Source organism: Methylotuvimicrobium sp. KM2 (genome assembly GCF_038051925.1).
Lineage (GTDB): Bacteria > Pseudomonadota > Gammaproteobacteria > Methylococcales > Methylomonadaceae > Methylotuvimicrobium.
In genome coordinates this window covers 2,302,652-2,322,687 of record NZ_CP150634.1, presented here as the reverse complement: position 1 = coordinate 2,322,687, position 20,036 = coordinate 2,302,652, and the positions used below count along the sequence as shown (strand labels likewise).

General features: G+C 49.5%; 17 protein-coding genes. 5 read left to right on the top strand and 12 right to left on the bottom strand.

What is annotated here, in order from left to right; all coding sequences use genetic code 11:
* Position 1 precedes the first annotated feature (1 nt).
* From WJM45_RS09845 to WJM45_RS09790, 12 genes are all read right to left on the bottom strand, one after another.
* The gene (locus tag WJM45_RS09845; RefSeq protein WP_341328762.1) at positions 2–3,685 is read right to left on the bottom strand and encodes a hypothetical protein; all 3,684 of its coding nucleotides are present in this window, start codon (positions 3,683–3,685) and stop codon (positions 2–4) included.
* Positions 3,682–8,082, bottom strand: a complete 4,401-nt coding sequence (locus WJM45_RS09840; protein ID WP_341328761.1) for a baseplate J/gp47 family protein — start codon at positions 8,080–8,082, stop codon at positions 3,682–3,684. Before WJM45_RS09840 ends, WJM45_RS09845 begins: the two co-directional genes overlap by 4 nt.
* A gap of 3 nt (positions 8,083–8,085) precedes the next feature.
* Positions 8,086–8,523 carry a GPW/gp25 family protein gene (locus WJM45_RS09835; protein ID WP_341328760.1) on the bottom strand — a complete coding sequence of 146 codons (438 nt, stop codon included), beginning with the start codon at positions 8,521–8,523 and terminating at the stop codon, positions 8,086–8,088.
* 1 nt (position 8,524) lies between these two features.
* On the bottom strand, positions 8,525–8,794 hold the full coding sequence (locus tag WJM45_RS09830) for a PAAR domain-containing protein (RefSeq protein WP_341328759.1): 270 nt from the start codon (positions 8,792–8,794) through the stop codon (positions 8,525–8,527).
* Positions 8,795–8,806: 12 nt separating this feature from the next.
* Complete coding sequence (vgrG, locus tag WJM45_RS09825) at positions 8,807–10,573, bottom strand: type VI secretion system tip protein VgrG (protein ID WP_341328758.1); 1,767 nt, start codon at positions 10,571–10,573, stop codon at positions 8,807–8,809.
* The gene (locus WJM45_RS09820) at positions 10,570–11,277 is read right to left on the bottom strand and encodes a LysM peptidoglycan-binding domain-containing protein (RefSeq protein WP_341328757.1); all 708 of its coding nucleotides are present in this window, start codon (positions 11,275–11,277) and stop codon (positions 10,570–10,572) included. The genes vgrG and WJM45_RS09820 overlap by 4 nt, the downstream gene beginning before the upstream one ends.
* The gene (locus WJM45_RS09815; protein WP_341328756.1) at positions 11,277–11,465 is read right to left on the bottom strand and encodes a DUF5908 family protein; all 189 of its coding nucleotides are present in this window, start codon (positions 11,463–11,465) and stop codon (positions 11,277–11,279) included. Before WJM45_RS09815 ends, WJM45_RS09820 begins: the two co-directional genes overlap by 1 nt.
* Positions 11,466–11,472: 7 nt before the next feature.
* Positions 11,473–11,913 carry a phage tail protein gene (locus tag WJM45_RS09810; RefSeq protein ID WP_341328755.1) on the bottom strand — a complete coding sequence of 147 codons (441 nt, stop codon included), beginning with the start codon at positions 11,911–11,913 and terminating at the stop codon, positions 11,473–11,475.
* Between the two features lie 5 nt (positions 11,914–11,918).
* Positions 11,919–12,356: a phage tail protein gene (locus tag WJM45_RS09805; protein WP_014148652.1), complete on the bottom strand. Its 438-nt coding sequence runs from the start codon at positions 12,354–12,356 to the stop codon at positions 11,919–11,921.
* Between the two features lie 113 nt (positions 12,357–12,469).
* Positions 12,470–14,422, bottom strand: a complete 1,953-nt coding sequence (locus WJM45_RS09800; RefSeq protein ID WP_341328754.1) for a phage tail sheath C-terminal domain-containing protein — start codon at positions 14,420–14,422, stop codon at positions 12,470–12,472.
* 25 nt (positions 14,423–14,447) lie between these two features.
* Positions 14,448–15,455, bottom strand: coding sequence for a hypothetical protein (locus WJM45_RS09795; RefSeq protein WP_341328753.1), 1,008 nt, complete (start codon positions 15,453–15,455; stop codon positions 14,448–14,450).
* Positions 15,448–16,119 (bottom strand): DUF4255 domain-containing protein, encoded by a 672-nt coding sequence (locus WJM45_RS09790; protein ID WP_341328752.1) that lies wholly within the window; start codon positions 16,117–16,119, stop codon positions 15,448–15,450. Before WJM45_RS09790 ends, WJM45_RS09795 begins: the two co-directional genes overlap by 8 nt.
* A gap of 744 nt (positions 16,120–16,863) precedes the next feature.
* Here WJM45_RS09790 and WJM45_RS09785 point away from each other — a divergent pair.
* The 5 genes from WJM45_RS09785 (at position 16,864) to WJM45_RS09765 (ending at position 20,026) form a co-directional block, all read left to right on the top strand.
* Entirely contained in the window at positions 16,864–17,646 is a 783-nt protein-coding gene (locus WJM45_RS09785) for a TetR family transcriptional regulator C-terminal domain-containing protein (protein ID WP_341328751.1), read from the top strand.
* Positions 17,647–17,739: 93 nt separating this feature from the next.
* A complete protein-coding gene (locus WJM45_RS09780) occupies positions 17,740–18,135 on the top strand; it encodes a rhodanese-like domain-containing protein (RefSeq protein WP_341328750.1) in 396 nt (131 codons plus the stop codon).
* A 124-nt stretch (positions 18,136–18,259) separates the two neighbouring features.
* On the top strand, positions 18,260–18,544 hold the full coding sequence (locus WJM45_RS09775; protein WP_341328749.1) for a DUF4242 domain-containing protein: 285 nt from the start codon (positions 18,260–18,262) through the stop codon (positions 18,542–18,544).
* A 5-nt stretch (positions 18,545–18,549) separates the two neighbouring features.
* Positions 18,550–18,729 (top strand): (4Fe-4S)-binding protein, encoded by a 180-nt coding sequence (locus WJM45_RS09770; RefSeq protein WP_341328748.1) that lies wholly within the window; start codon positions 18,550–18,552, stop codon positions 18,727–18,729.
* A gap of 97 nt (positions 18,730–18,826) precedes the next feature.
* Entirely contained in the window at positions 18,827–20,026 is a 1,200-nt protein-coding gene (locus tag WJM45_RS09765; protein WP_341328747.1) for an FAD/NAD(P)-binding oxidoreductase, read from the top strand.
* Positions 20,027–20,036 lie beyond the last annotated feature (10 nt).

The window sequence follows — 20,036 nt, the reverse complement described above, 5'->3', positions numbered from 1 at the left end:
TTCATGGGTTTTCAAAGGGCCGTGGCACGGCATTGAGCGAACCGAGGGCCGTCCTATCGAGCAGTACCGGATTATGGTCGCTGCCGTCGTCGCAGTCGTGCAGAGTCGCTTCGGGATAGATAGATTTCAGATCGGCCAGCAAATTGACCACGATTCTCAGTCGGTACGACACTTCGATATAGCGTTGGTAATGCTTATCGAGCAAGACTTTCATTTCGGTTTCGGTACCGGCTTTAAAGTGAGCATCGGAACATAACACGATCGGTGCCGGTTCGAACGACAACAAATCTTCCGGCGGTTCCAAGCCGTTTTCGACATAGTCGTTCAGCCAATCGGAAAACGCCGTGCCGTAATCGGCAAGAATGCCGGCGGCGCATCGACATAACGACGTTTGGTCTCCATCGAGCAAGGACTCAGCCAACAAAGCTTCGACTCTTTCCTGCAAGCGCTGTTCGGTCCAGTCGATCGAGGCGTTCGCTTCAAGCCACAAGCACCAAGCCGTTTCGAACCGTTCGAACTGCCGGCCGTAACGGGCGATTTCCGCAAAATGCTCGGTTAATTTCGACACGATAGCGCTCCATGGAACGGCGCCGATCTCCAAGGTACATCCGATCCCGCTGGGGTTCAGATTCGACTCGAATTCGCTTACCAACTGCGCCCGTAAAACGTCCAGATCGAAATAAGCCAAGGTTTTGCCGTGATACCAGTCCTTGAAAACTCGGCTGAATTCGCTGTAAATCGTTTTTGCACAGTCGCAGGCCTCCTCTTCCGAGGACTGGTTTTGTTCGAGCAATAGCGCCGCCAACTCGTTTATGAGCGGTTCGCAGGGATTGTCGATGATCCCTTTATTGCCGACCCAACAGATTTTGCTCAATAAGTGCGCCGGCGTTTCTTGGCGTATCGTTCGTTCGGCAAACGCTCGCAAGTCCAAGTTGACGTTATACGGCGAGGTCCAGCCCGGCATGACCCAGGTCAAACGAAACGAATAAGGGTCTTCATCGCCGCAGGTTTTACATTCGCCTTCGGAGCAAGCCGGATAAAGCGCGTCGCCGGGAAACTTGGGTCTGAGCAGCAGATGTTCGACTAGGATCGTTCGTTGGTGTGCGCTCCAATTCAGTAAAACAGCCTTGATCTTTTGCGCTTCGGCCTCTGTTGCTAAATCATCCGGATAAGCGGCACGCAAAACGTTCTCATCATCCTCAAGCGTTAATCGATACGTCTGCTCATCTATCCGATAGATTCCGGAATCGCACATTTGCTTAACGACCGCCCGGTAAGCGTTGGTATTGGATGCTGCGTATGCGTCAAGCTCTAGCGTGCCGGTCAACCAAGGTCGATTGTTCCAATCTATCAATTCCAGCGCGATTTCAGTCTTGCCGGCAATGGTTTCCAATGGCGTAAAAACTAATCTCAAATCGGCGATGCCCAGCAACAAATTGATGCGTTTTTTCAGCACCGGATATTGCTCGGGCGCGCAGGCTTCGCCGGTGTAATCGAACGACCGGTAACGGTATCGGCTAATTTCCGGCAGTGCTTTGAGCAGGGCGAGTTTGATTTCGATCAAGGAGGCTTGAGCTTTTTGGCGGCCGGCAAGGTCGGTTAACAATAAGGTATAGTCGGATAACTGTTCGCCGAAGCGGGCCAATAAATGATCGAGAAACCGGTTACGCCGCTGTAAGAATTCCGGTTCGGACTCGATCAGCTTTTCGAGTTTTTCCTTATCCAAACCGGCGATCAGATCGTCGTAACCGTCGATGATGTCTTGCGTTAACTCCTTGATAAAATAGGTTTGGCGTATAGCGGGGTCCAACGAAAAACAATCGCCGCCATGCGCCAGCTGCGCTAGTTGATTGGCCAAGAATTGCTCGAACACTAGCAAATAGGCTTTCAATTGTTTGGCTTGGGCTCTGCGCAATTTGGACGCATGGCTGGGCAAACCTTCGGGGCCGATGCCATAGCTCTGCGGAAATTCGTTTTGTATCGGAAAATAATGGCCGGGATTTCGGTATATTCCCTTCGGCAACGGCAGGTCTTTCGGCGTATTTTTGATCTTCGGACGCTCGGCTTCGCCGCGTAATTGATGCAAGGTCGCGACGGCTTCGTCGTGCCTCGCTTGAAATGGCAGGCCGTTTTTAAAAAATAAAAACCTCGATGCTTCGCGGTAAAATCGCGGCTGTCTGCGATCGTCAAGTATCAGCAGCCAGGCCGCGCTGATTCGATCCGGATCGAACAAAGGCGTGCCGTCGTTTTGCCAAATCGGGTCGGCCTTGCCTTTAACGATTCGGCCTTGCGGGTCGTATAGGGTCAGCAGCAGGTTGTTGACCGCCAGAACGCCGTCGATCGCCATCAAACGGTTGACGATATCGGAGGTTCTGATTTCCGACTTCAACATCGCCCGTTGCAGGTCTTCGGACTTGATGAAACCGTTGTCGAGCGCCGGCCCGTTAAAAATGGCCTCGATCGCTAAGCCTTCGTCGCGCAATTCTTGCAAACTGTAAAACGCGATCGGCGGGTTTAGGTAATGCTCGATTTCCTGCCAGATGCGCGCTTGCACGCGGTCGATATCGGCATCGGAGGCCACTTCGACATCGGCGCACACCGCAATTTCGGCCAACGCTATGCCTTCGATACGGCAATAATCCTCATCGAGATTGCGCCTCTTATGCAATAACCGCTTGGCCTGTTCGACGGCCTGGGCGATCTTGTGCGCTTTGCGCCGGTAGAGTCCGACGATTCCCGAATCCGAAGCGTCTTCCAGCAACTCTACAAGTTCGGCCAGCGTTGTTTCTTCCTTTGCATCGGCATTGCCGAACACCCGTAGCGTGGCATGGTCGATATTCAGCGTCAATCCCACCGATTCCTGTTGAAAATCGACTTGAAAATCGACATAGAACAATTCCCGCCAATGTCTCTTTAAATAGCGATCCTTGCCGGCCTGATCCAACAACGGGTCGGTCAATACGTCATAGTCATCGGTCGCACCGATACTCACGCTGACCGAGTAGTCGTTCGGATGATCTAAAAAAGCTTGCCATTCCTCCTCAGCGGACAAAGATAAATCGGGGAAACGCAGCTCAATGACTCGGGTCTGTACTCTGCCTTCGGCATCGTAAAAATGACGCGTTTTCTGAATTTTGCGGGCATTCAAGTCGCCCAGCTCCGGATCGGATTCCAGTTCCAGCAAGACTTCGTATAAACCCGATACCGCCACTTTTTTCGGGTCTAACTCGCCTTGCTCGGGCTTGCGGTAGGACAAAATCAAACGCTCATCGTCGCATAGTGCGTAATAATCGGTTTCGCAGGCGCATTGTTTACAAAATATCCACGCATTGCGCACCGGCTCCAAATCGATTAGCACGCGCCTGAAATCGTCCGGTGTGACGGGACCGCTCGTTAGTATCTCGCGTGCGGTGTAAAACGCTTGAGCCGGGAACGGGTCGGCAGCGGTGGAGGATTCTCGGGTCAACAGGTCCTTGATATCCCAACCGCTTCGGTAAACGATATCGGTCAACGCGTAACACAAGGCTTCCAAAATCGTGATGCCCGGATCGTGAGTGTTGTAATCGGTCCAATGCCGACTACCGGCCTGCTCGATGTAGCCGATGCCTTCGCGGCGCAACGCGAAAAAATCTTCGCTCGGTTTTTGCGAATCCAATCGGGGTAAAAAAACGGCTGGCTCTTTCATGGCTCGCACGGACAGGTTTCGCCGAGTTCATTCATCGCGGCGGGTTTTATGACATCGATTTGGTGTTTTTCGGTCGGCGCCGAAACCAAAACCGATACCGCAGTCGAGCCTTGCGCCTCATCGGCCGCGACTTCTCCGGCCGCCCCGCCGCTATCGTGATACAACACAAAATCGGTCAAATAATCGACATAAGTCTGCTCTTCGATGAAACGAATCAATACCGATTGATGAATTTTTCCGCCAAAAGAGGGCTTCGCATCGTTCGCAAAAGCCCAGGGCGACAAAAACCGGGTAATCGCTTGGCGCAGCATATTGCTATAAAACGTTTCGTCGAAACCTTCATGAAAACGGACTTTACACGAACAACGCACAGCCTCGAAGCGCGGATTGCGAACATGCAAGTTGACGAAACAAGACACGCGCGCGCTCAAAAAAGCCTTGATTTCATCGAGCAAGCCGAGACTCGTATAGGGTTTGAGGGGATCGCGAAGCGTTTGGAATTGCTGGTTGGGAATCGCGACCAGCGTAACATGACCCGGCGCGAGTTCCCGGTAGATGAAATCGCCGTTTTCACCGGGTTCGTACCGAGTATGATTCAGGCATTTGACGCGATAAATTTGCGGAAAGGCTTCCAATACCAAGTGTTCGTAACCCCAAAGCGCAACCGCTCTGTCCTTATGACGCAAACGCTCGCTGACGCGCGTATAAAAAGCCGCCGGTGTTTCGGCGCCGCGTCCGCCGAACGAGGAAAAAGGCTGCTCGATTTTTTTGACGGCCGCGTCCGGCCGCTCCAACTTGCTTATCGTGCCGGCTTTTAGCGGTTTCGCCGAGAAGCCGGGATCGTTGCCTCGGTCGCTAAAGGTCGCCTGCAGGGCTTGCGCGGAAACGGCCTGTAAACGGCAAACCGTCTCGCTGTGCGATGCCACCGCCGCCCGCAGCCAATGAATGCCGGACGGTAACATCGAGTTATTGTTATCGGCGTCGTTCGGCAGTGCAAACCTGATGATGCCGGAGTTCAACAGACCGCCAGTGCCGTCTTCGACTTCGTCTTTCTTGAAAGCGATCCATTCGTTACCCCGTAGATAACTCCAGTGGATATGCGGGTCGGGTTTGATCGTCAACGGGTCGGCCGTGCCGTCAGCGACTTGGAACAGCAGCGACAGGTTTTGCGGCGGTTCGAGCCCTGTTAGACCGATGTAGAACTCGGCTTCGCTCATTATTTCGCCGTGGTCTTGTTGGAAACGAAAACCCGGTATCAAATAAACCTTACGCGTCGAATTAAGAAACGGATGCTGTTCGCAGTGACCGAAGGGCGCCAAATGAAAGAAAAAGGCTTGCCTATTCCGCCAAATGCCTGAATCGGCGCTATCGAGCGCAATCATTTGCTCACCCGTGGTGTAATCAAGAGTCAACTCGGTCATCCATGGACCGGTCGGCGGCTTGGGCTTGATAGGTTCGTCGCCTAAGACTTCGCCTATCCCCTCAACCATCGTCGAGACACCGGCAACAAGGCCTGCAACGTTATTATTGAATTGAATAGTCTGGGCACCGAAATTCTCAATAAGTTGACTGCCGGCCGACATAACGACCGATGTCTTTTCAGTGACCCACTTACCGGTATTATCGAGCTTGATCATTTCGCTCGCTATCCGATTGATATCATCGTAGGTATTGGCCACGAGACTCAAGAAAGTGTTGATCGTTTGAGTTAGATTGGCGACCCCCGTTTTTTCTTCTATTTCTTTTGCAATATTGACGACCGTATTTTTCAAATTGGAAAGCCTGGTTACTGTTTCATTCAATCGACCAATGAGATCAGGAACTCCCTCACTAGCATCGTCAGGAGTAAGTAAACCTGGAAGATTACTCCAGTCATTGACGCCAACGAGGTCTATCTCTACGTCAAATGATTGTTGTAAAAGATTACGGATAGCAGGTCCGATTGCCCCTGTCATTTCGCCGTAGACTTGGTTGATTTTTTCAAAAACCTTCTCCGTGTTTTCGATCACTTCAGGAAAATTTTCAATCAAACCATTGGTAACTTCAGCCATCTCAGTGGGTAATTGACTGAGATTTTCAATGGCGGAATTGTACAAATCATTGAATTCTTGCACCCTAGTATTGATTTGGCCGATAAAATCGACTGCCGCCTGAACACCCCTTGCCAATTCCTTATCGTTATCCATCAGCTTTCTGATGTAATCGATCAAAGCTTTTTCATACTCGTCTTGCCCGAAACCTTCGCTCGTCGAAAACCGCACAAAGCCATGACGCGCAGCGGAGTTATAAAACACAGGCTCATTGAAGTCGGCGGCATCAACTACGGTTTGATTGATTTCGTTATCAAGTGTATAGGAATCGCTTGTAATCGCCTTGGTCTCGCCGGTCGCTTGTTTCCACGTTCCCGACTGTAAATAATCGATTTTGATATTGACTTGGGTACCGAAAGGCTCGGGAGGATTTTGCCATTGCCAATTGACTTTCGCTGAAAGCAGTTTTTTTTGAAAGGCTTCTTTGGAACCCAGGATCAATGAACTATTGGCTACCGGAGATGGGCCGAATGGCTGGAAAGGCTTAGAGGTAACCACCGAACCGAAATCATTGGAAACCTTTAAGGTTCTGAGTCCTTTGACGGCAACGTTCAATCCGATTTTATCGAGCACTGCGTTTGCGAGTAACGACACCGGATAAAGGCGGTCGCTTTGATGCCGAAATTTGACTAATAAAATCGGCAAGTTAGATGAAAAATCAAAGCCATGAACTTTAGAGCTATACGCCGTTATTGCAGGATCGGCCCCGGAAAGTTTGATTTTCAATTGAAGCCTGCCTTGCACGCTTTCAAATTTCATTGCCGACTTTTCGAGCCAACCTTCTTCGGTAGACAAAGAACAAACCAGATCCGCTTTCAAATCGCCGGGTAATACATTGAAATCAATATCACTCAGATAAAATTCGACCGTCACGGTCCGCTCGCCTTCGGCCAACCATAAATAGTGCGAAGCGATCGCAAAACCCAATTCGGCCTCGGGCATCGCAATACTTTCCAGTTGCGTATTGCTATAGCGTTTATTGAAAAACGGATGCCAGGATTGTTCTTCGTTCGCCAGTTTCGCCCCGAGTCCGTCTTCGGAATCGGCAACCGGCGATGCATAGTAACGGCCCGACTGTTTAGCCGCATTGACACCCAATCCGGTAACCGCTTCGCCGCCATGCCGATAAACGGTCTTCAGCTCTGCAACCTTCGCTTTATTGGCGATGAAGTCGCGGTCGTTCATAAAAATGGCCTCGATGCCTGACTCGTCCTTTCCGGCCTTGAACGACACGCCGCTATCAAACCGGTGACTGTCGACATGTTTAGCCAATTCGGCCAATAAATACACCCGAGGCGGTTCGGCGGGTTTTTCCTTGAGCCGTAAAATGTCCCGGTAATAAAAATCCAGGTGCCGGCCTGTCAAGGTGTTGATCTCGGCCCGAGTCCCTTCGAACAAACGTAAAAACGCGATCAGCAGCGCATAATGCGGTTCATGATTGCCGTTTTGAATGAACGAATATTCCAATTCTTGTTTGGCTTCGATGACGATGCGCGCATAGACTTTCAATAACTCATCGAATAGCGATGTAAAAAGGTTGTGACTGGCGATCGAATTATGGATTGAAAACCAATAATCCGGATCGGACGGGTCAAGCAGCGGGCCGAAAACCCCAGCATCCTTGACGATGCTGTCGATGTACTGCAGCCAATCCGGAAAGTCGCCGATTATCCAATCTTTCGATAAGGGGCTTCGATAAATTTCGCCGAAGGCTTGGGCTTCTTGACCGAATATCGTCAATTTCGCAGCAACGTCCAGCTCGTCGTCGGTCAATCCGAAATCAATCTCGTAGGCCTTGTAATAGGCGATAAGCCGTTTGAAGCCCTGCGCCGACTGCGATTGTATGCGGCTTTGCAAAAGATTTTTCAGCGCCGTATCGACCGGCAAGTTTTCTTTCAAGCGGTCTAGTTGCTTGGCCATGGTTGCCGCGATACTGAATAAGAAACCTAAGCGTTGTTTGAGTGCTTCTGCTTGCGTTCGATTGGCGCTATTGTTCAAAAAATCGAAACAGGCTTTGACTGCCGAGCGATACGCGTCGACGTCTTGTATCGCGGCGACAGCCAACAACACCGAGACATCCTTATCGAAAAAACTTTGCCAATCGCCGGTGACGCTGTTGTTCGAGTCATAATAATTGAGATACGCCGAATAGGCTTTTGCAAACACCAGTCCGTACTCCGGTCCTCGTTCATTGACCGGCACATGACCCGGATCCAAAGCCATAGGCACACGCAAGTCTTGGCTGCTGCCTTCATGCATTAGCCTCGAGGCATCGGTGTTGTGCTTGCAATCGCTCGAATTGGCCATGATTCAATCGCTATCGGGCAAAAGGTTGACGGCTGCGGTTAGGTTAATATCGGTACCCTCCAGTTTGTAATAGGGATAAACGAAATTGAAACGCGAGTTCGTAGCCTTAACGCGGTATATCACCTCGATCAATACCACGCCCTCCAGCTCCAGGCTATCGTCGAGCCGAACGCTTTCCAGTTCGACACGCGGCTCATGATATAAAATCGCCGATTCCACTTTGTCCGCCATCAAGGTTTTCATGCGCGTATCTAAATTTTCGAACACCAACTCCTGCAAATTGCAGCCGTATGTAGGCAGCATCGTACGCTCGCCTTGCGCGGTGCTCAGCAGAATCTCGAGGCTCGAAGCGATGTCAGCTTCGGCTTCGAGCATCGTAACGCCGCCGCTTGCCCGGTTGAATGTCGGCGGAAAAGACCAGCCGCGTCCGAGAAAACTCATGTCATCCTCCTATCAATACCGTCGGCATACCGGGCGGTATAATCGCGCCGCCCGAAGCGCTCGAATCGCCGACACGCGCGGCCGGCATGCCGCCGATCATGACCGTTGCCGAGCCTTTGATAATCGCATCGACTCCGCATGAATCACCCAAGCGCGCCGCCGGCAAACCGCCGATTAAAACGGTCGGTTGGCCCGGTGGAATAATCGGCACCGGGGCGCCTTGCGTCGCGGTGCTGACGATCATGTCGGTGATTCTGGCTGCCGGTAGCATGTCTCTATCCTCTCAATTGATCTGCACGACGCCGCCTTGAATCGTGGTGCTGGCGCTGCCCTTGACCGTGGTGCTGGCGCCGGAAATCTCGGCCGAACCGGAACCCGAGGCTTTGAATTCGGCTTGCGCGCTCAGTTCGGTATTGATGCCTTCGATCTTGACGTCGCCGGCAGCTTTTAATATCAAGTCTTTGATGCTTTCGAGCTTGATGCCGTCGGCATTCAAGGTGACTTTATTGCCGTTCTGATCCTCGATAATGACAGCCTGCTCGTCTTCGGACAAAATCAGGCGGTTGCCGCCCGGCGTTTCGAGCACGACGATTTTGTTTTCATCGTCGAAGGAAAGGGTCATCTTTTCGCGGCTGATATAGCCTTTCAAATGATTGTCGTCCTTCGCTGGCTCCGGCGCCGGTTTCGCGCTGCTGTGACACATGCCCAACACGACCGGATAACGCGGATCGTCGCCGAGAAATCCGACCACGACTTCATCGCCGATCTCGGGCCGAAAAAACGTTCCTCGCCCGTCGCCGGCATCGAGCGTTGCAAGCCTTGCCCAAATGCCTTCATCGGCCGTGTCGACCAGCGGCAGCCGAATCTTTATTCTGTCTTCGCCTTTAGGATCGTTTTCCAATACCGTCACGACGCCCATTTGCAATCCGCAGACCGACGGCAATAATCCCGACGCCGGCAACGGGCGTAAGTTATAGGTTTCGGCAAATAGATCGGGGCTTAGACCCAGTTGCGCATCGGTTTCCCAGTTGCCGCCGGAAACGCAATGCCGCACGCCCGACACATAAAACAGTCCGGCAAAGCGCTCGCCGATGCCGCTGACTTCTATCACGGTTCCCGGCATGACCTCGGCAATGCCTTGAAATTTCGCCCGGCCTCTGATTCTGGCTAGACGCTCCTTCAACAAACGCGCATCGGCCCAGGCTTTCAATTCCGGCTGACTCAAGCCGCCGCCATGGCGTAATTCATGCATTTCAGTTCCTAATATCGCCGCCAATGTCTCGGCATCGATATTGCCGGCACTGGCGGATTCCGGTTCGGAAGCTTCGGCTTCGATCAATGCCTGATCGGCCGCATGCCATGCCGTGGCCTTGATTCCGGGACTTTGCAAACGCGCATCGATTTCGGCATCCAGTTCCAACAGGGTCGAACCGTAACCGACCTTCACGACCGATTCTTCGCCGGTTGCGGGCTTGCCGACGGTAATCGCATCATCGCCGACATTGACGACGAAACCGTTCGCTTCGGCCCGGCATAGCATAAAATCCCAATCGGTCGATTCGAATTGCACGACCTCTTGTAAATCCGGTTCGGTCGTATCGCTGGTGCCGGTCAAGCCGTAATCGCCGAATAATGTCTCGATGATGTCGCTGTCTTTTTGTTCGGTAAAGTAGCGGCTGTGTATGCCGGACGTCATTTTGACCGCTTCATGCCGGCAGTCCAGAATCAAGAAACTTTCATTTTTCCTGAGCTTGATACTGTGCTTGACGATCATGCCTTTGAATACCGTGACGTTTTGCGAGCGGTAACCGAACTGAATTTCGATCTTTTGCCCGGGAATGAACAATCCGGTATTACTGGCGGGAAAGTCGGCTTGCGCCGCTTCGCCGTCTTTCAGTTGAATCGTGGCCGACGGAATCCGGTTCAATTCTTTATTCACGCTGACCGAGAGCACCTGAAATTGTCCCGGAATTTCGGTGCCGTCGATTAATAAGGCCACCGTGCAGACATCGGGGGTGGCCGGTGTTGGAATGGCGGATTCGTTTCTCATGATCGAGCCGTTTTGCTGACCGGAGGAAACACGATTTCACGGCCGAGTTCGAGCGACCTGAAGTGATCCAAGCGGTTGATTTTTGCGATTTCCAAGTAATAACGCGGATCGCCGTAGATTTTGTAACACATCAACGGCAGCGTATCGCCGGCCTTGACTCTGCGGCTGTGGCTCAAGTCGGGCGAACTTTTGTTTTCTTTCGCGGCGCGTTTTTCTTCCTCGATACTGCTTTTGAATTTGACCTTGACCAATGCCCGTATCGGCGTACCGTCCGGTCTGAATAGTTTGTAGGTAATGCCGACTTCGACGACCCGTCCCTTGAAAATCGAATGCTCGCCCCAGACCAGCTTAAAGTGGCGCGGTTCGTGGGCATCGCCTTTATAGCCGGTCAACACGTCCTTGAAGGCTTTGATGTCGCCGGCGATCGAGTCGCGCGGTTTACCGTCGATGATGCCGGTATTGTCGAATAAAAATTCGAAAGAAATCTCTTCCGGTTCGGTATATTCGTACTTTAATTGTTGACCGCTGGTACCCTGCCCTTGCCCGGATTCGGAAAACTTGAGCTTATAGTCGAGCGTATAGCTCTCCGGATTGATCAAGGCCTCAATGCTTTCGTCGGCTTCAAGCAAACCGCCGCTTTCGGCTTTTTCCGAATCGGAAAAAGCCAGTATCAACATCTTTTCCAATTTCCCGTTTTCGGCCATCAGCGCTCCGCTTTATTCTGTAGAATTTGTAATACTTGTTCGACGCATTCGGCAATCAAGGCATCTTTATCGACCGGTTTTTCCGCCGAGCCTCCCTTACCCGCATTGCCCGACTCTTGCCTTAGGCTCCCTGCTTCGGGCGGGTTGACCGTGACTTTGATATGCAGTTCTTTGATTTCAATCGGCATGGCGTGCTCAGGTTTGCACCGTGAAATAACGGTAGGTCAACTCGATCGTTTCGATGACGACCGCGCTTTCGTTGGCGTTGAAATCGCCGATTTGCCATTTTTTCGGTATCGCCTGGGCGACTTTCCAAGTCCGTAGCGGCTCGCCTTTTTCATTCATCAAAATCACATTGACCGACGCGGGTTTAAATACACGGTCTCGAAAGGCATCGAGCAACCAATCGATCACGTCGGAATCGGTCAACATGCCGCGCTTCAAGACCATGTCGGCATACTTGGTACGGACCGGCAATTTATGCTCGAAACGGTTTTCGCCGCCTTCCTTGAAGCTTTCATAGTCGTATTCCACAGTGAGGCCCGAGACCGACTGAAACCGGACGTCATTGCTCACTTGGCTGATGCCGAACTCTACTTTGTAATAAAAGCCGAGCGGCGGATAGTAATCGGCCATCGGCGTTATACTTTCATTAGCTTGAGTCCTTCGTGCGCGACCTCGATAGTTTCGATCGCGACTTCATTGGCGTCGGACTTCAAATCGGGCGCGGTGACCTTGACCGGAAAACATCGCGTCGCCGACCAAGCCGCGACCGGTTCGTGTTTTTCGTTCAATAAGCGAATCACGACATCGCGGCGGCCTTCGACGCGTTCGTTGGCGATTTCGTCGAGCCAATCGTTATAATCGAAGTCGCCTTCGAATTTGCCGCGTTTCATCGTGATATTGCTGAGTTTGATCAAACCGGGCATGCTGATCTTGCTGAAATCCTTGCTGTCGCTGTGCCGGTATTCGACTTTTTCACGCTCCATCACAAGACCCGTGACTTCGGTAAAACTCAATTTTGCACCGCCCCAATCCACTTGAAAGTGAAAACGCGGTAATGGATAGACTTGCGCCATGATGATTCCCTCTTGTTTGCTAAAGTATGTCGGCCGCTAAACCCAGCCTTAACATTTAATGGAGACTCAATAACATAAGCCGTAGAAACGATATTTGTTAAAGCTGGGTAAAATCAGGATTCGGGCATTTTGTGCGAGAATCTGAGAATGATGAATTCGGCCGGCCTAACCGCCGCCATGCCGATTTCGATAATCATCCGGCCTTCCAAAATATCGAGCGGCGTCATCGTTTTACCCAAGCCCACCGCGACATAAAAGGCATGCTCCGGCTTGATGCCTTGCAACGCGCCTTGCCGCCATAGCACGGTCAAGAAGTTTTCGATCATCGCCTGAACCTTGACCCAAGTATTCGCGTCGTTCGGTTCGAAAACGAATTGTTCGGTCGCCTTTTTAGTGCTTTCCTCGACCATGTTGAAAAAACGCCGGACGCTGACATACCGCCATTCGTTGTCGTTGCCGGCCAAGGTTCTAGCTCCGAAAACCAACGTACCTTTACCGGTAAAAAAACGGATGGCATTGATCGACTTACCGCTATTGACATCAATATTGAGCGCATCGAGCTCGGATGCCGTAAACGAGTCTTTCGGGCCGATAATGCCGGATACGCTCACGTTAGCCGGCGCCTTCCATACACCTCGGGTTCGATCGACAAAGGCATAAATTCCGGCAATCGCACCTGAAGGAGGAACGCTGGTGTTAGTGTTTTGGATACCGGTCAATATCGTTTTATAGAGAGGATAGGCATTGAGCAAGCCGTCGTGCTTTTGATTCTCCAATATATGAGCGGTGCCGACTATGCCGCTAAGCCACGCATTATTGATCGAGTCGAATAGCGCTCTCGCCAACGGTAATACGCTGTCCATTTTTGCCGCGTTGGTCGTAGCGCTACCCGGTATTACCGATGATGCGCCCGGCGCGCCGGCGCCGAAAATGTCATCCCACTCAGCGGCGGAAGGCGGGGTTCCTGTTTGGAATTGTGGGTTGTATGTACCAATTTCGCCGTCGAGTTCTTTATCGTAAGCGATCAATTCCGAATAGAATCCTTTCAGCGTCGAGGCAATCAAATTTTGCAACCCGGTTTGTAAGTCGGCATTTTCCAGTGCATTACTGCCGGCACCCACCAACACATCGATACTACGCGCAACCGAAAACAAAAAGTTAATCAGCTGCATAAAATTAGCAGGTGTCTTGTTCTCTAAATAGCCTCCTTCTAGCGAGGTAAATCGTTCTCTTAAGGTTTGCGCAGGATTGGCCAGCGTTGCATTTGCCGAAACGACCTTATCGACATCATCGATGACTTGTTCAAAATCATCGATTAATACCTTAATCGCTGCATCGTCGGTCAGATCCGCTAAATCGAAATGTGTGGAACCTTTAAAGATGACATTTTTGAAATGACGAAACTTAACATTTTTAGGGAAATTGACGGTTATCCAAGGCGTATAAGCCGCGCCGTATTTTAGATCTTTGATGCCTACACCGGAGCGGAATTCCGTGCCTTTCGGGTCGTCTTCCTTAAGATGAAACAGCCCGACGCGATCCATCAACTTACCGCATTGTTGCAGTGCCGCATCGTAGACTCCGTAAAAGTCGTTGCCGGTGGTCAACAAGGAATTGTCGGGAAAAACTAAGATCGTCGGTTCGTCTACTTTGTTGAGCGTATCGATGCCTTTTCCCGTCCCGGTAAAATCGCCGACTATCTTGCCTGCGGCCTCGTAAGTTCCTGTCGAGACAATAAAACAATCTCCGCCGCCATTGGTATAAAACAAGCGTAAACTCTCATACATGAAAAAACGATTATTCATGTCGGCCGATTCAAAGTTCTTGTTGTCATCCAAACTGACTTTGGCAATCGCCGGTTCCGCACCAAATCCGAAATAGGCCTCATATTCGGCAATCGAACCGATTTTTGTCGGAACATTGAGGAGATCACCGGGCTTGATTTTATCCGCCTTCTCGGTGTAACCGATAAACGCGGGAATCGCGGTTTCGACCGGTGCAATGGACGGAGGGAATTTCGGAATTTCCTCGATATAAACGCCTGGAGTTTTATACGCTGTAGCCATGATAATTACCGATTCCTATTAAAGATTACTCATAAATCTCCGAAACGAGTTTAATCACTCTATCGCCGCTTAAAACCGGCTTGACTGAGTTTTCGGAGGGTTTGCGGCGATTTCCGGCATTGCCGAAATAAGTTGAGGGCAACGGCTCGACGGTTTCGAATTCCAAGGAACCGTTACCCTGGTTTAAATATTGCCAAAATGTCGAGCGATTTTTTAGTCGCACATGAAACGAAGGCGCGGCTTGTCTTGCCCTGCCCTGACTATCGATCAAACTGAATCGACCATCATCCGGTCTTTCGGCATGCAAGCGTATCAGCGCAAATACATCTTTCGGAAGATTTGAATCCAAGGCAATACCGCGAAAAATCTCGCCCTCTATCTCCGGCACTTCCAGAACCGGAACATCGCCTTGATGCACATAAACCGGCCAAAGCCCGGCTTGATCGGTAATCGTATGAAGAAGATCGCCCGGCTGATCTGCGCTAAGCTGTGTCAGCAAATTGCCCGATAAACCCATCGCTTCGGCGAGATCGTCATTGGCAATTGCCGGAAATTCCTTGGATAAAAACAGGACTTCATCGTCGCCGGCGCCTCGGGAGGCACCGGTCAGATTCGATAAGACCGGAATGTTTTCTTTGTACCAATAACGCTTGCCTTGTTCGGCATCGTAAAGATCGACGATGCGTTGCGGTCTCAACGTCAACGCGGTGTAATTGATGAATGCCGGGTTACGCACGATAACCGCGAACTCGAAAAGCGCATCTTTAGCGATAACCGCCTCTTCCGGAACCGCGGCTATCACGCCTAAAGTGCTATTGATCACAATAGCCCGATAGGTTTCCAGCTGTTTCTCCGTTTTTGGGGTCGGACGAATCTCAAGAAAAGTGCGAACGTCATAAGAGGATAAGCGTTGTTGCTTTTTCAGCGGGTCGGCGATCTTATCGAATACGGTCGCACCGTCGTCCAGCCAATAGTGATGCAGCACCTTCACTTCGAAGAGGCGCCGATATTTAACGCGAATTTGTTCACTCATTGGCGGCCGCCAATCCGGATTTGTGCCGGAAATCCTGAACGACTTCGGTAATAACGCCCCTCTCGCTTTTGACCGCACGGAATTTCAAATCCAACATACGCAGTACGTAGATCGCGAAAGGGTATTGTTTACCGCCCAAGGTCCCCCAGAGGTGATTGACTTCCTCCATCGTCGGAGAATACAGATCGAAAATCAGTTTGAACGACTCGAGTTGATCGAGCGGATTGGCGGGCGAGTTATTCGAAATCGACGCGGGGTCAACCGTATCCTGCGTAAAGACATTTTGCGCCTGAAAAAACCGTATCGCCCGCGATAGCATCAACAAAGCATTGGTGTAATTGCTGTGAGAGGCGACGATCAGTATTTGAAAATTGAGAAAGGTCGGCGGGTTTTCATAGACAGTACGGAGCGTAACGTCGTTGCGCGTGAAGTGCGGCACGTTCTTCAAGGTTTTTTCTTCCTTGATGTTGACCAGCGATAAATAAAGCACATCACGCGGATTCGCGCCCGCCCCGTTACCGAAACCGTCGGCTAGGTTCCCCAAACGCCCGACATTCATGACATCCGACCCGTAATGGTCGGTCAAATGCCGATTGAGTTCATTCAGTACTATCGTCAGAGCATGTGCGATCATGCGGTGCTTCCTATTATCGAGATTATTCATGGAACTGCCTTTCAAGAATAAAGGCAAAAACATTGCCATGCGAGACGATAATAGTTAATGCATTGATTTATATAAGAAATACATTATTTTAAATTCGTTACGTTTTGCTAACTGTAACAGCAGATGGTTACAGTTAGCGAAGTAAGGCTGAACAATCGAATAGAATTTACTTTATTAACAGGGAGTTGAAATCTGTAACATCAGAGTGTTACAGACTGTTACAGTCTGTATTCGAAGAGGACGAAGTTTGCAGCCCCGTCCTGTGCAGTACGAGAAGCTCCCCCTTCGACAAGAGCTCAGGGCAAGAGCTTCTCGTAACCGGTAAGCAAGAGCTTACGTGAAGGGTTTCTCAAACCAGAGAACCTGAGAAAGTATTCAATACTACTAAATAACGATGAAGAACATATAGTTACATATTACATGAAGAATGTAATTATTCACCCCCCCTATCGTTCTCACGCACCAGCGCTTGCCGTTATACACATCTCTTTGAAATACGCTGTTGGCCATCCAATGCGACGGCAAAATCACGCAATCGCCGGAACTTTGCAGGGTAAGCTGTGCGTACCATGGCGACCCCGCCAATATTAACCTAAGCCCTTATGGATCGGTCACTTACCGGCCAAAATGAGATAGTCAAGACTATCAACCTAGGGCAGCTGCAATACCGAAAGCGGTCGATCGTCGGCATCAAATTTTAGCGAATCGATATTCATTGTTATCGTCTTCCATCATGCTGCGAATGTGCTCATCATTATCAACCTCAAAATATTCGATGGCATCTTAGGCGAAGCCATGCGTAATAAGATAAAAAACAGAATTCTTTATATACCATTAATCAGTACTGAATTTACGCTGCGACTAACCCTTGTCGGAAAAAAATTATTGACAAAATATACGACCGGTCGTATATTTGTACCCACTATGAACAGCAAACTCTCCAAACGCACAAAATTACTAGATCAGGGTGTTTACCTGTTGATGAACCAGGGCTATCATGCAACCGGTATTAACGAAATTGTAAATGCCGTACAGGTGCCCAAGGGTTCATTTTATAGCTACTTTGATAGCAAAGAAGAATTTGCTGCTCAAGCCATTACTCATTATATGGAGCCATTTATACAGCTCTTAACGAAGCACCTACAACACTCACAGGTTGACCCGCTCTCTGCTTTAAAAAACTACTATGCGGAGCTTATTGTTGCAGTGGAAAAGAATGGATACAAAGGTGGATGCTTATTGGGTAACCTGATGGGTGAAATTGGCGATACCAGTGAACGGTGCAATCAGGCGCTAAAGTCTGCCGTTGAACGCTACAAAGTGCTGCAACATAAAGCATTACTGCAAGCACAAAAAGAAGGCACGGTACGTACTGATCGGAACGCTGAAATTATGGCTAACTTGTTGGTAAATAACTGGCAAGGCGCGTTGTTACGGATGAAAATTGAACAATCCGTGCAACCTTTGCAAGAGTTTTGCGATACCTTACTGAATGATTATTTTGTTGCCAAGTCCAATTTAGATTAGGAGCAAGGTAAGTCGACACAAACGCCGGTTGCTTAGATCTTTTTTTGCCTACCCGCAAGACGACCGGTCAACTATTAACTATGGGGATTTGATATGAGCGAAGAAAAAACCTTAATGGATTTTGTTAAACAAGCAAAATCACAAATACACGAAATAGAGGTACTAAATGTTAAATCTCTATTGGATGAAGGTTATCAGGTATTGGATGTGCGCGAACCTGCCGAATTTATGTCAGGTACTATTGAGGGCGCGTTAAATATTCCGCGCGGCATACTGGAAGCGGCGGCAGACCGCCAATACGCAGGTCGTCGTGAAGAATTAATGGATCGCGATAAAAAATGGCTACTACTTTGTGCCAGTTCGGGGCGCTCTGCCATGGCGGCGGCTGTGATGCAACAAATGGGCTTTAAAAATATCAGGAATATTAATGGCGGTATTACAGCCTGGAAAGAGGCCGAATTAGCCGTGAAAATTCCACCACAAACTTAAGCGTCACGCATTTAACAAGACTGTTTAACGAACAAACTTTCAAACGATATGGCCATGATGGCTTATATCGTTTTTTAAACAACCAATCTCAGACGACTGGTCATATAACAGTATAGGAGACAATATGCCTAAATATATTATTGAACGAGAAATCCCTAATGCAGGCCAATTAAACGCCGCAGAACTGCAACAAATTTCACAAAAGTCCTGCTGTATTCTGAACGACATGGGGCCGCAAATTCAGTGGGTGGAAAGTTATGTGACAGACGACAAAATCTATTGCATTTACATTGCCCCCGATAAACAAAGCATTAAAACCCATGCGGAGCGTGGTGAGTTTCCGGCCAATTCGATTGCCGAAGTAAAAACCATGATTAACCCAACAACAGCTGAAAATAACAGAGGCTAAGCATCATGAAAATACAATGGGATAAACAAACATGCTCTCATTCCGGCAACTGTGTCAAATCTCTGCCCGAGGTATTTAAAGTGGTAGACGAACAATTCGTGATCGAACTAGACAAAGCGACTGACGCTGAAGTCGTTAAAGTTATCAATCAATGTCCTTCCGGTGCGCTCAACCGCGTCGACTGACTAAAAAACGAGGCTTCTTGCACATGGCGCAAGGTATTCATTATTAATGCGCCTAACACGTTGCCCCTTCACTGAATAAACAATTGAAGGAGTCATTATGACTAGCTCGACAAAACGCATTATCGTCATTGGCGGTGGGATTGGCGGCACAATGACCGCCAATAATTTAGTCGCTAAATTTTATCCGGAAATCCTAAAAGGCGAAATTGAGATCATGATGCTCTCAAATTCCCCTAACCATATTTACAAGCCGGCCAATATGTATGTGGCTTTCAATGCCTATCATCCGCATGAACTGGTGCGTAAACAACGTTCGTTATTACGCCCGGAAATTATTTTTCATGTCGATGGCGTTGAAAGTTTCGAATTTGAGCAAAATCGTGTCCTCTGTGAAAGCGGCAAGCGCTACGATTATGAGTATCTGGTTATTTCTACCGGCTGTATTCCAGCACCGGAACGTATTGAAGGGTTGAAAGAGGCAGGCGATCATTTTTATCAGACTAAAGCGGCACAACAACTCGCTCATAAATTACGCACCATCGAAGAGGGCCGTATATTTATCACTGTCAATTTTCCCAAGACCCCGAACGTACCTCATCAATGCGGCATTGCCCCTATCGAAACCACGTTAATGCTTGATGAATATTTGCGTAAACGCGGCGTGCGAGACCGTGTAGAGATTATTTACAGCTATCCAACCGTGTCTCAATTATTGCGTAATTGTTTATTTTTGCAGAAACCAACCTGCGATGTGTTGCCTACCATTTTCGATAGTAAAAACATTAAATATCAACGCGGTTTTACTTTAGATAAGGTTGATCCCGAAGCAAAAATTGCTTATTCGGAAGAAGGTAAATCTCAAGAATTCGATATTTTAATGGCTACGCCGCCTATTCGCGCGGTAGATGCCGTCATTAATTCGGGCAAGTCACAAGCACAAAATAATGAAGGTTGGTTACCTACCGACTTTGAAACCTTGAAAATGTTCGGTGCCGATAATGTCTATGTGATGGGAGATACCGTTGATTTACCCGTTAGTAAAGCCGGTGGCACTTGCCATAACCAATCACCTGTTGTTGTGGAAAATATCGCTTCGGAAATTCGTCGTGGCTATACCTCTGCTATCTATGATGGGAAAGTACAGGCAATCGCTCAAATGGGATTGGAAGCGGGCATGCCGCTGTGGTACGACTATAAACATGATGTACAGGTCGCCCCACCTACCAAGCTCGGGGGCTTAATGCGTAAAACGTTTAATCGCGGCATTTATTGGGCTGTTGCGCGTGGAATAGTTTGATTACAGAGGA

Coding starts and splice junctions, on each gene's coding strand:
- WJM45_RS09770 (WP_341328748.1), top strand. CDS start 18,550: ATGAAAATACAATGGGATAAACAAACATGCTCTCATTCCGGCAACTGT.
- WJM45_RS09810 (WP_341328755.1), bottom strand. CDS start 11,913: ATGGCCGATTACTATCCGCCGCTCGGCTTTTATTACAAAGTAGAGTTC.
- WJM45_RS09805 (WP_014148652.1), bottom strand. CDS start 12,356: ATGGCGCAAGTCTATCCATTACCGCGTTTTCACTTTCAAGTGGATTGG.
- WJM45_RS09795 (WP_341328753.1), bottom strand. CDS start 15,455: ATGAGTGAACAAATTCGCGTTAAATATCGGCGCCTCTTCGAAGTGAAG.
- WJM45_RS09815 (WP_341328756.1), bottom strand. CDS start 11,465: ATGCCGATTGAAATCAAAGAACTGCATATCAAAGTCACGGTCAACCCG.
- WJM45_RS09800 (WP_341328754.1), bottom strand. CDS start 14,422: ATGGCTACAGCGTATAAAACTCCAGGCGTTTATATCGAGGAAATTCCG.
- WJM45_RS09790 (WP_341328752.1), bottom strand. CDS start 16,119: ATGAATAATCTCGATAATAGGAAGCACCGCATGATCGCACATGCTCTG.
- vgrG (WP_341328758.1), bottom strand. CDS start 10,573: ATGAGAAACGAATCCGCCATTCCAACACCGGCCACCCCCGATGTCTGC.
- WJM45_RS09780 (WP_341328750.1), top strand. CDS start 17,740: ATGAGCGAAGAAAAAACCTTAATGGATTTTGTTAAACAAGCAAAATCA.
- WJM45_RS09835 (WP_341328760.1), bottom strand. CDS start 8,523: ATGAGTTTTCTCGGACGCGGCTGGTCTTTTCCGCCGACATTCAACCGG.
- WJM45_RS09840 (WP_341328761.1), bottom strand. CDS start 8,082: ATGGCCAATTCGAGCGATTGCAAGCACAACACCGATGCCTCGAGGCTA.
- WJM45_RS09820 (WP_341328757.1), bottom strand. CDS start 11,277: ATGGCCGAAAACGGGAAATTGGAAAAGATGTTGATACTGGCTTTTTCC.
- WJM45_RS09765 (WP_341328747.1), top strand. CDS start 18,827: ATGACTAGCTCGACAAAACGCATTATCGTCATTGGCGGTGGGATTGGC.
- WJM45_RS09845 (WP_341328762.1), bottom strand. CDS start 3,685: ATGAAAGAGCCAGCCGTTTTTTTACCCCGATTGGATTCGCAAAAACCG.
- WJM45_RS09830 (WP_341328759.1), bottom strand. CDS start 8,794: ATGCTACCGGCAGCCAGAATCACCGACATGATCGTCAGCACCGCGACG.
- WJM45_RS09775 (WP_341328749.1), top strand. CDS start 18,260: ATGCCTAAATATATTATTGAACGAGAAATCCCTAATGCAGGCCAATTA.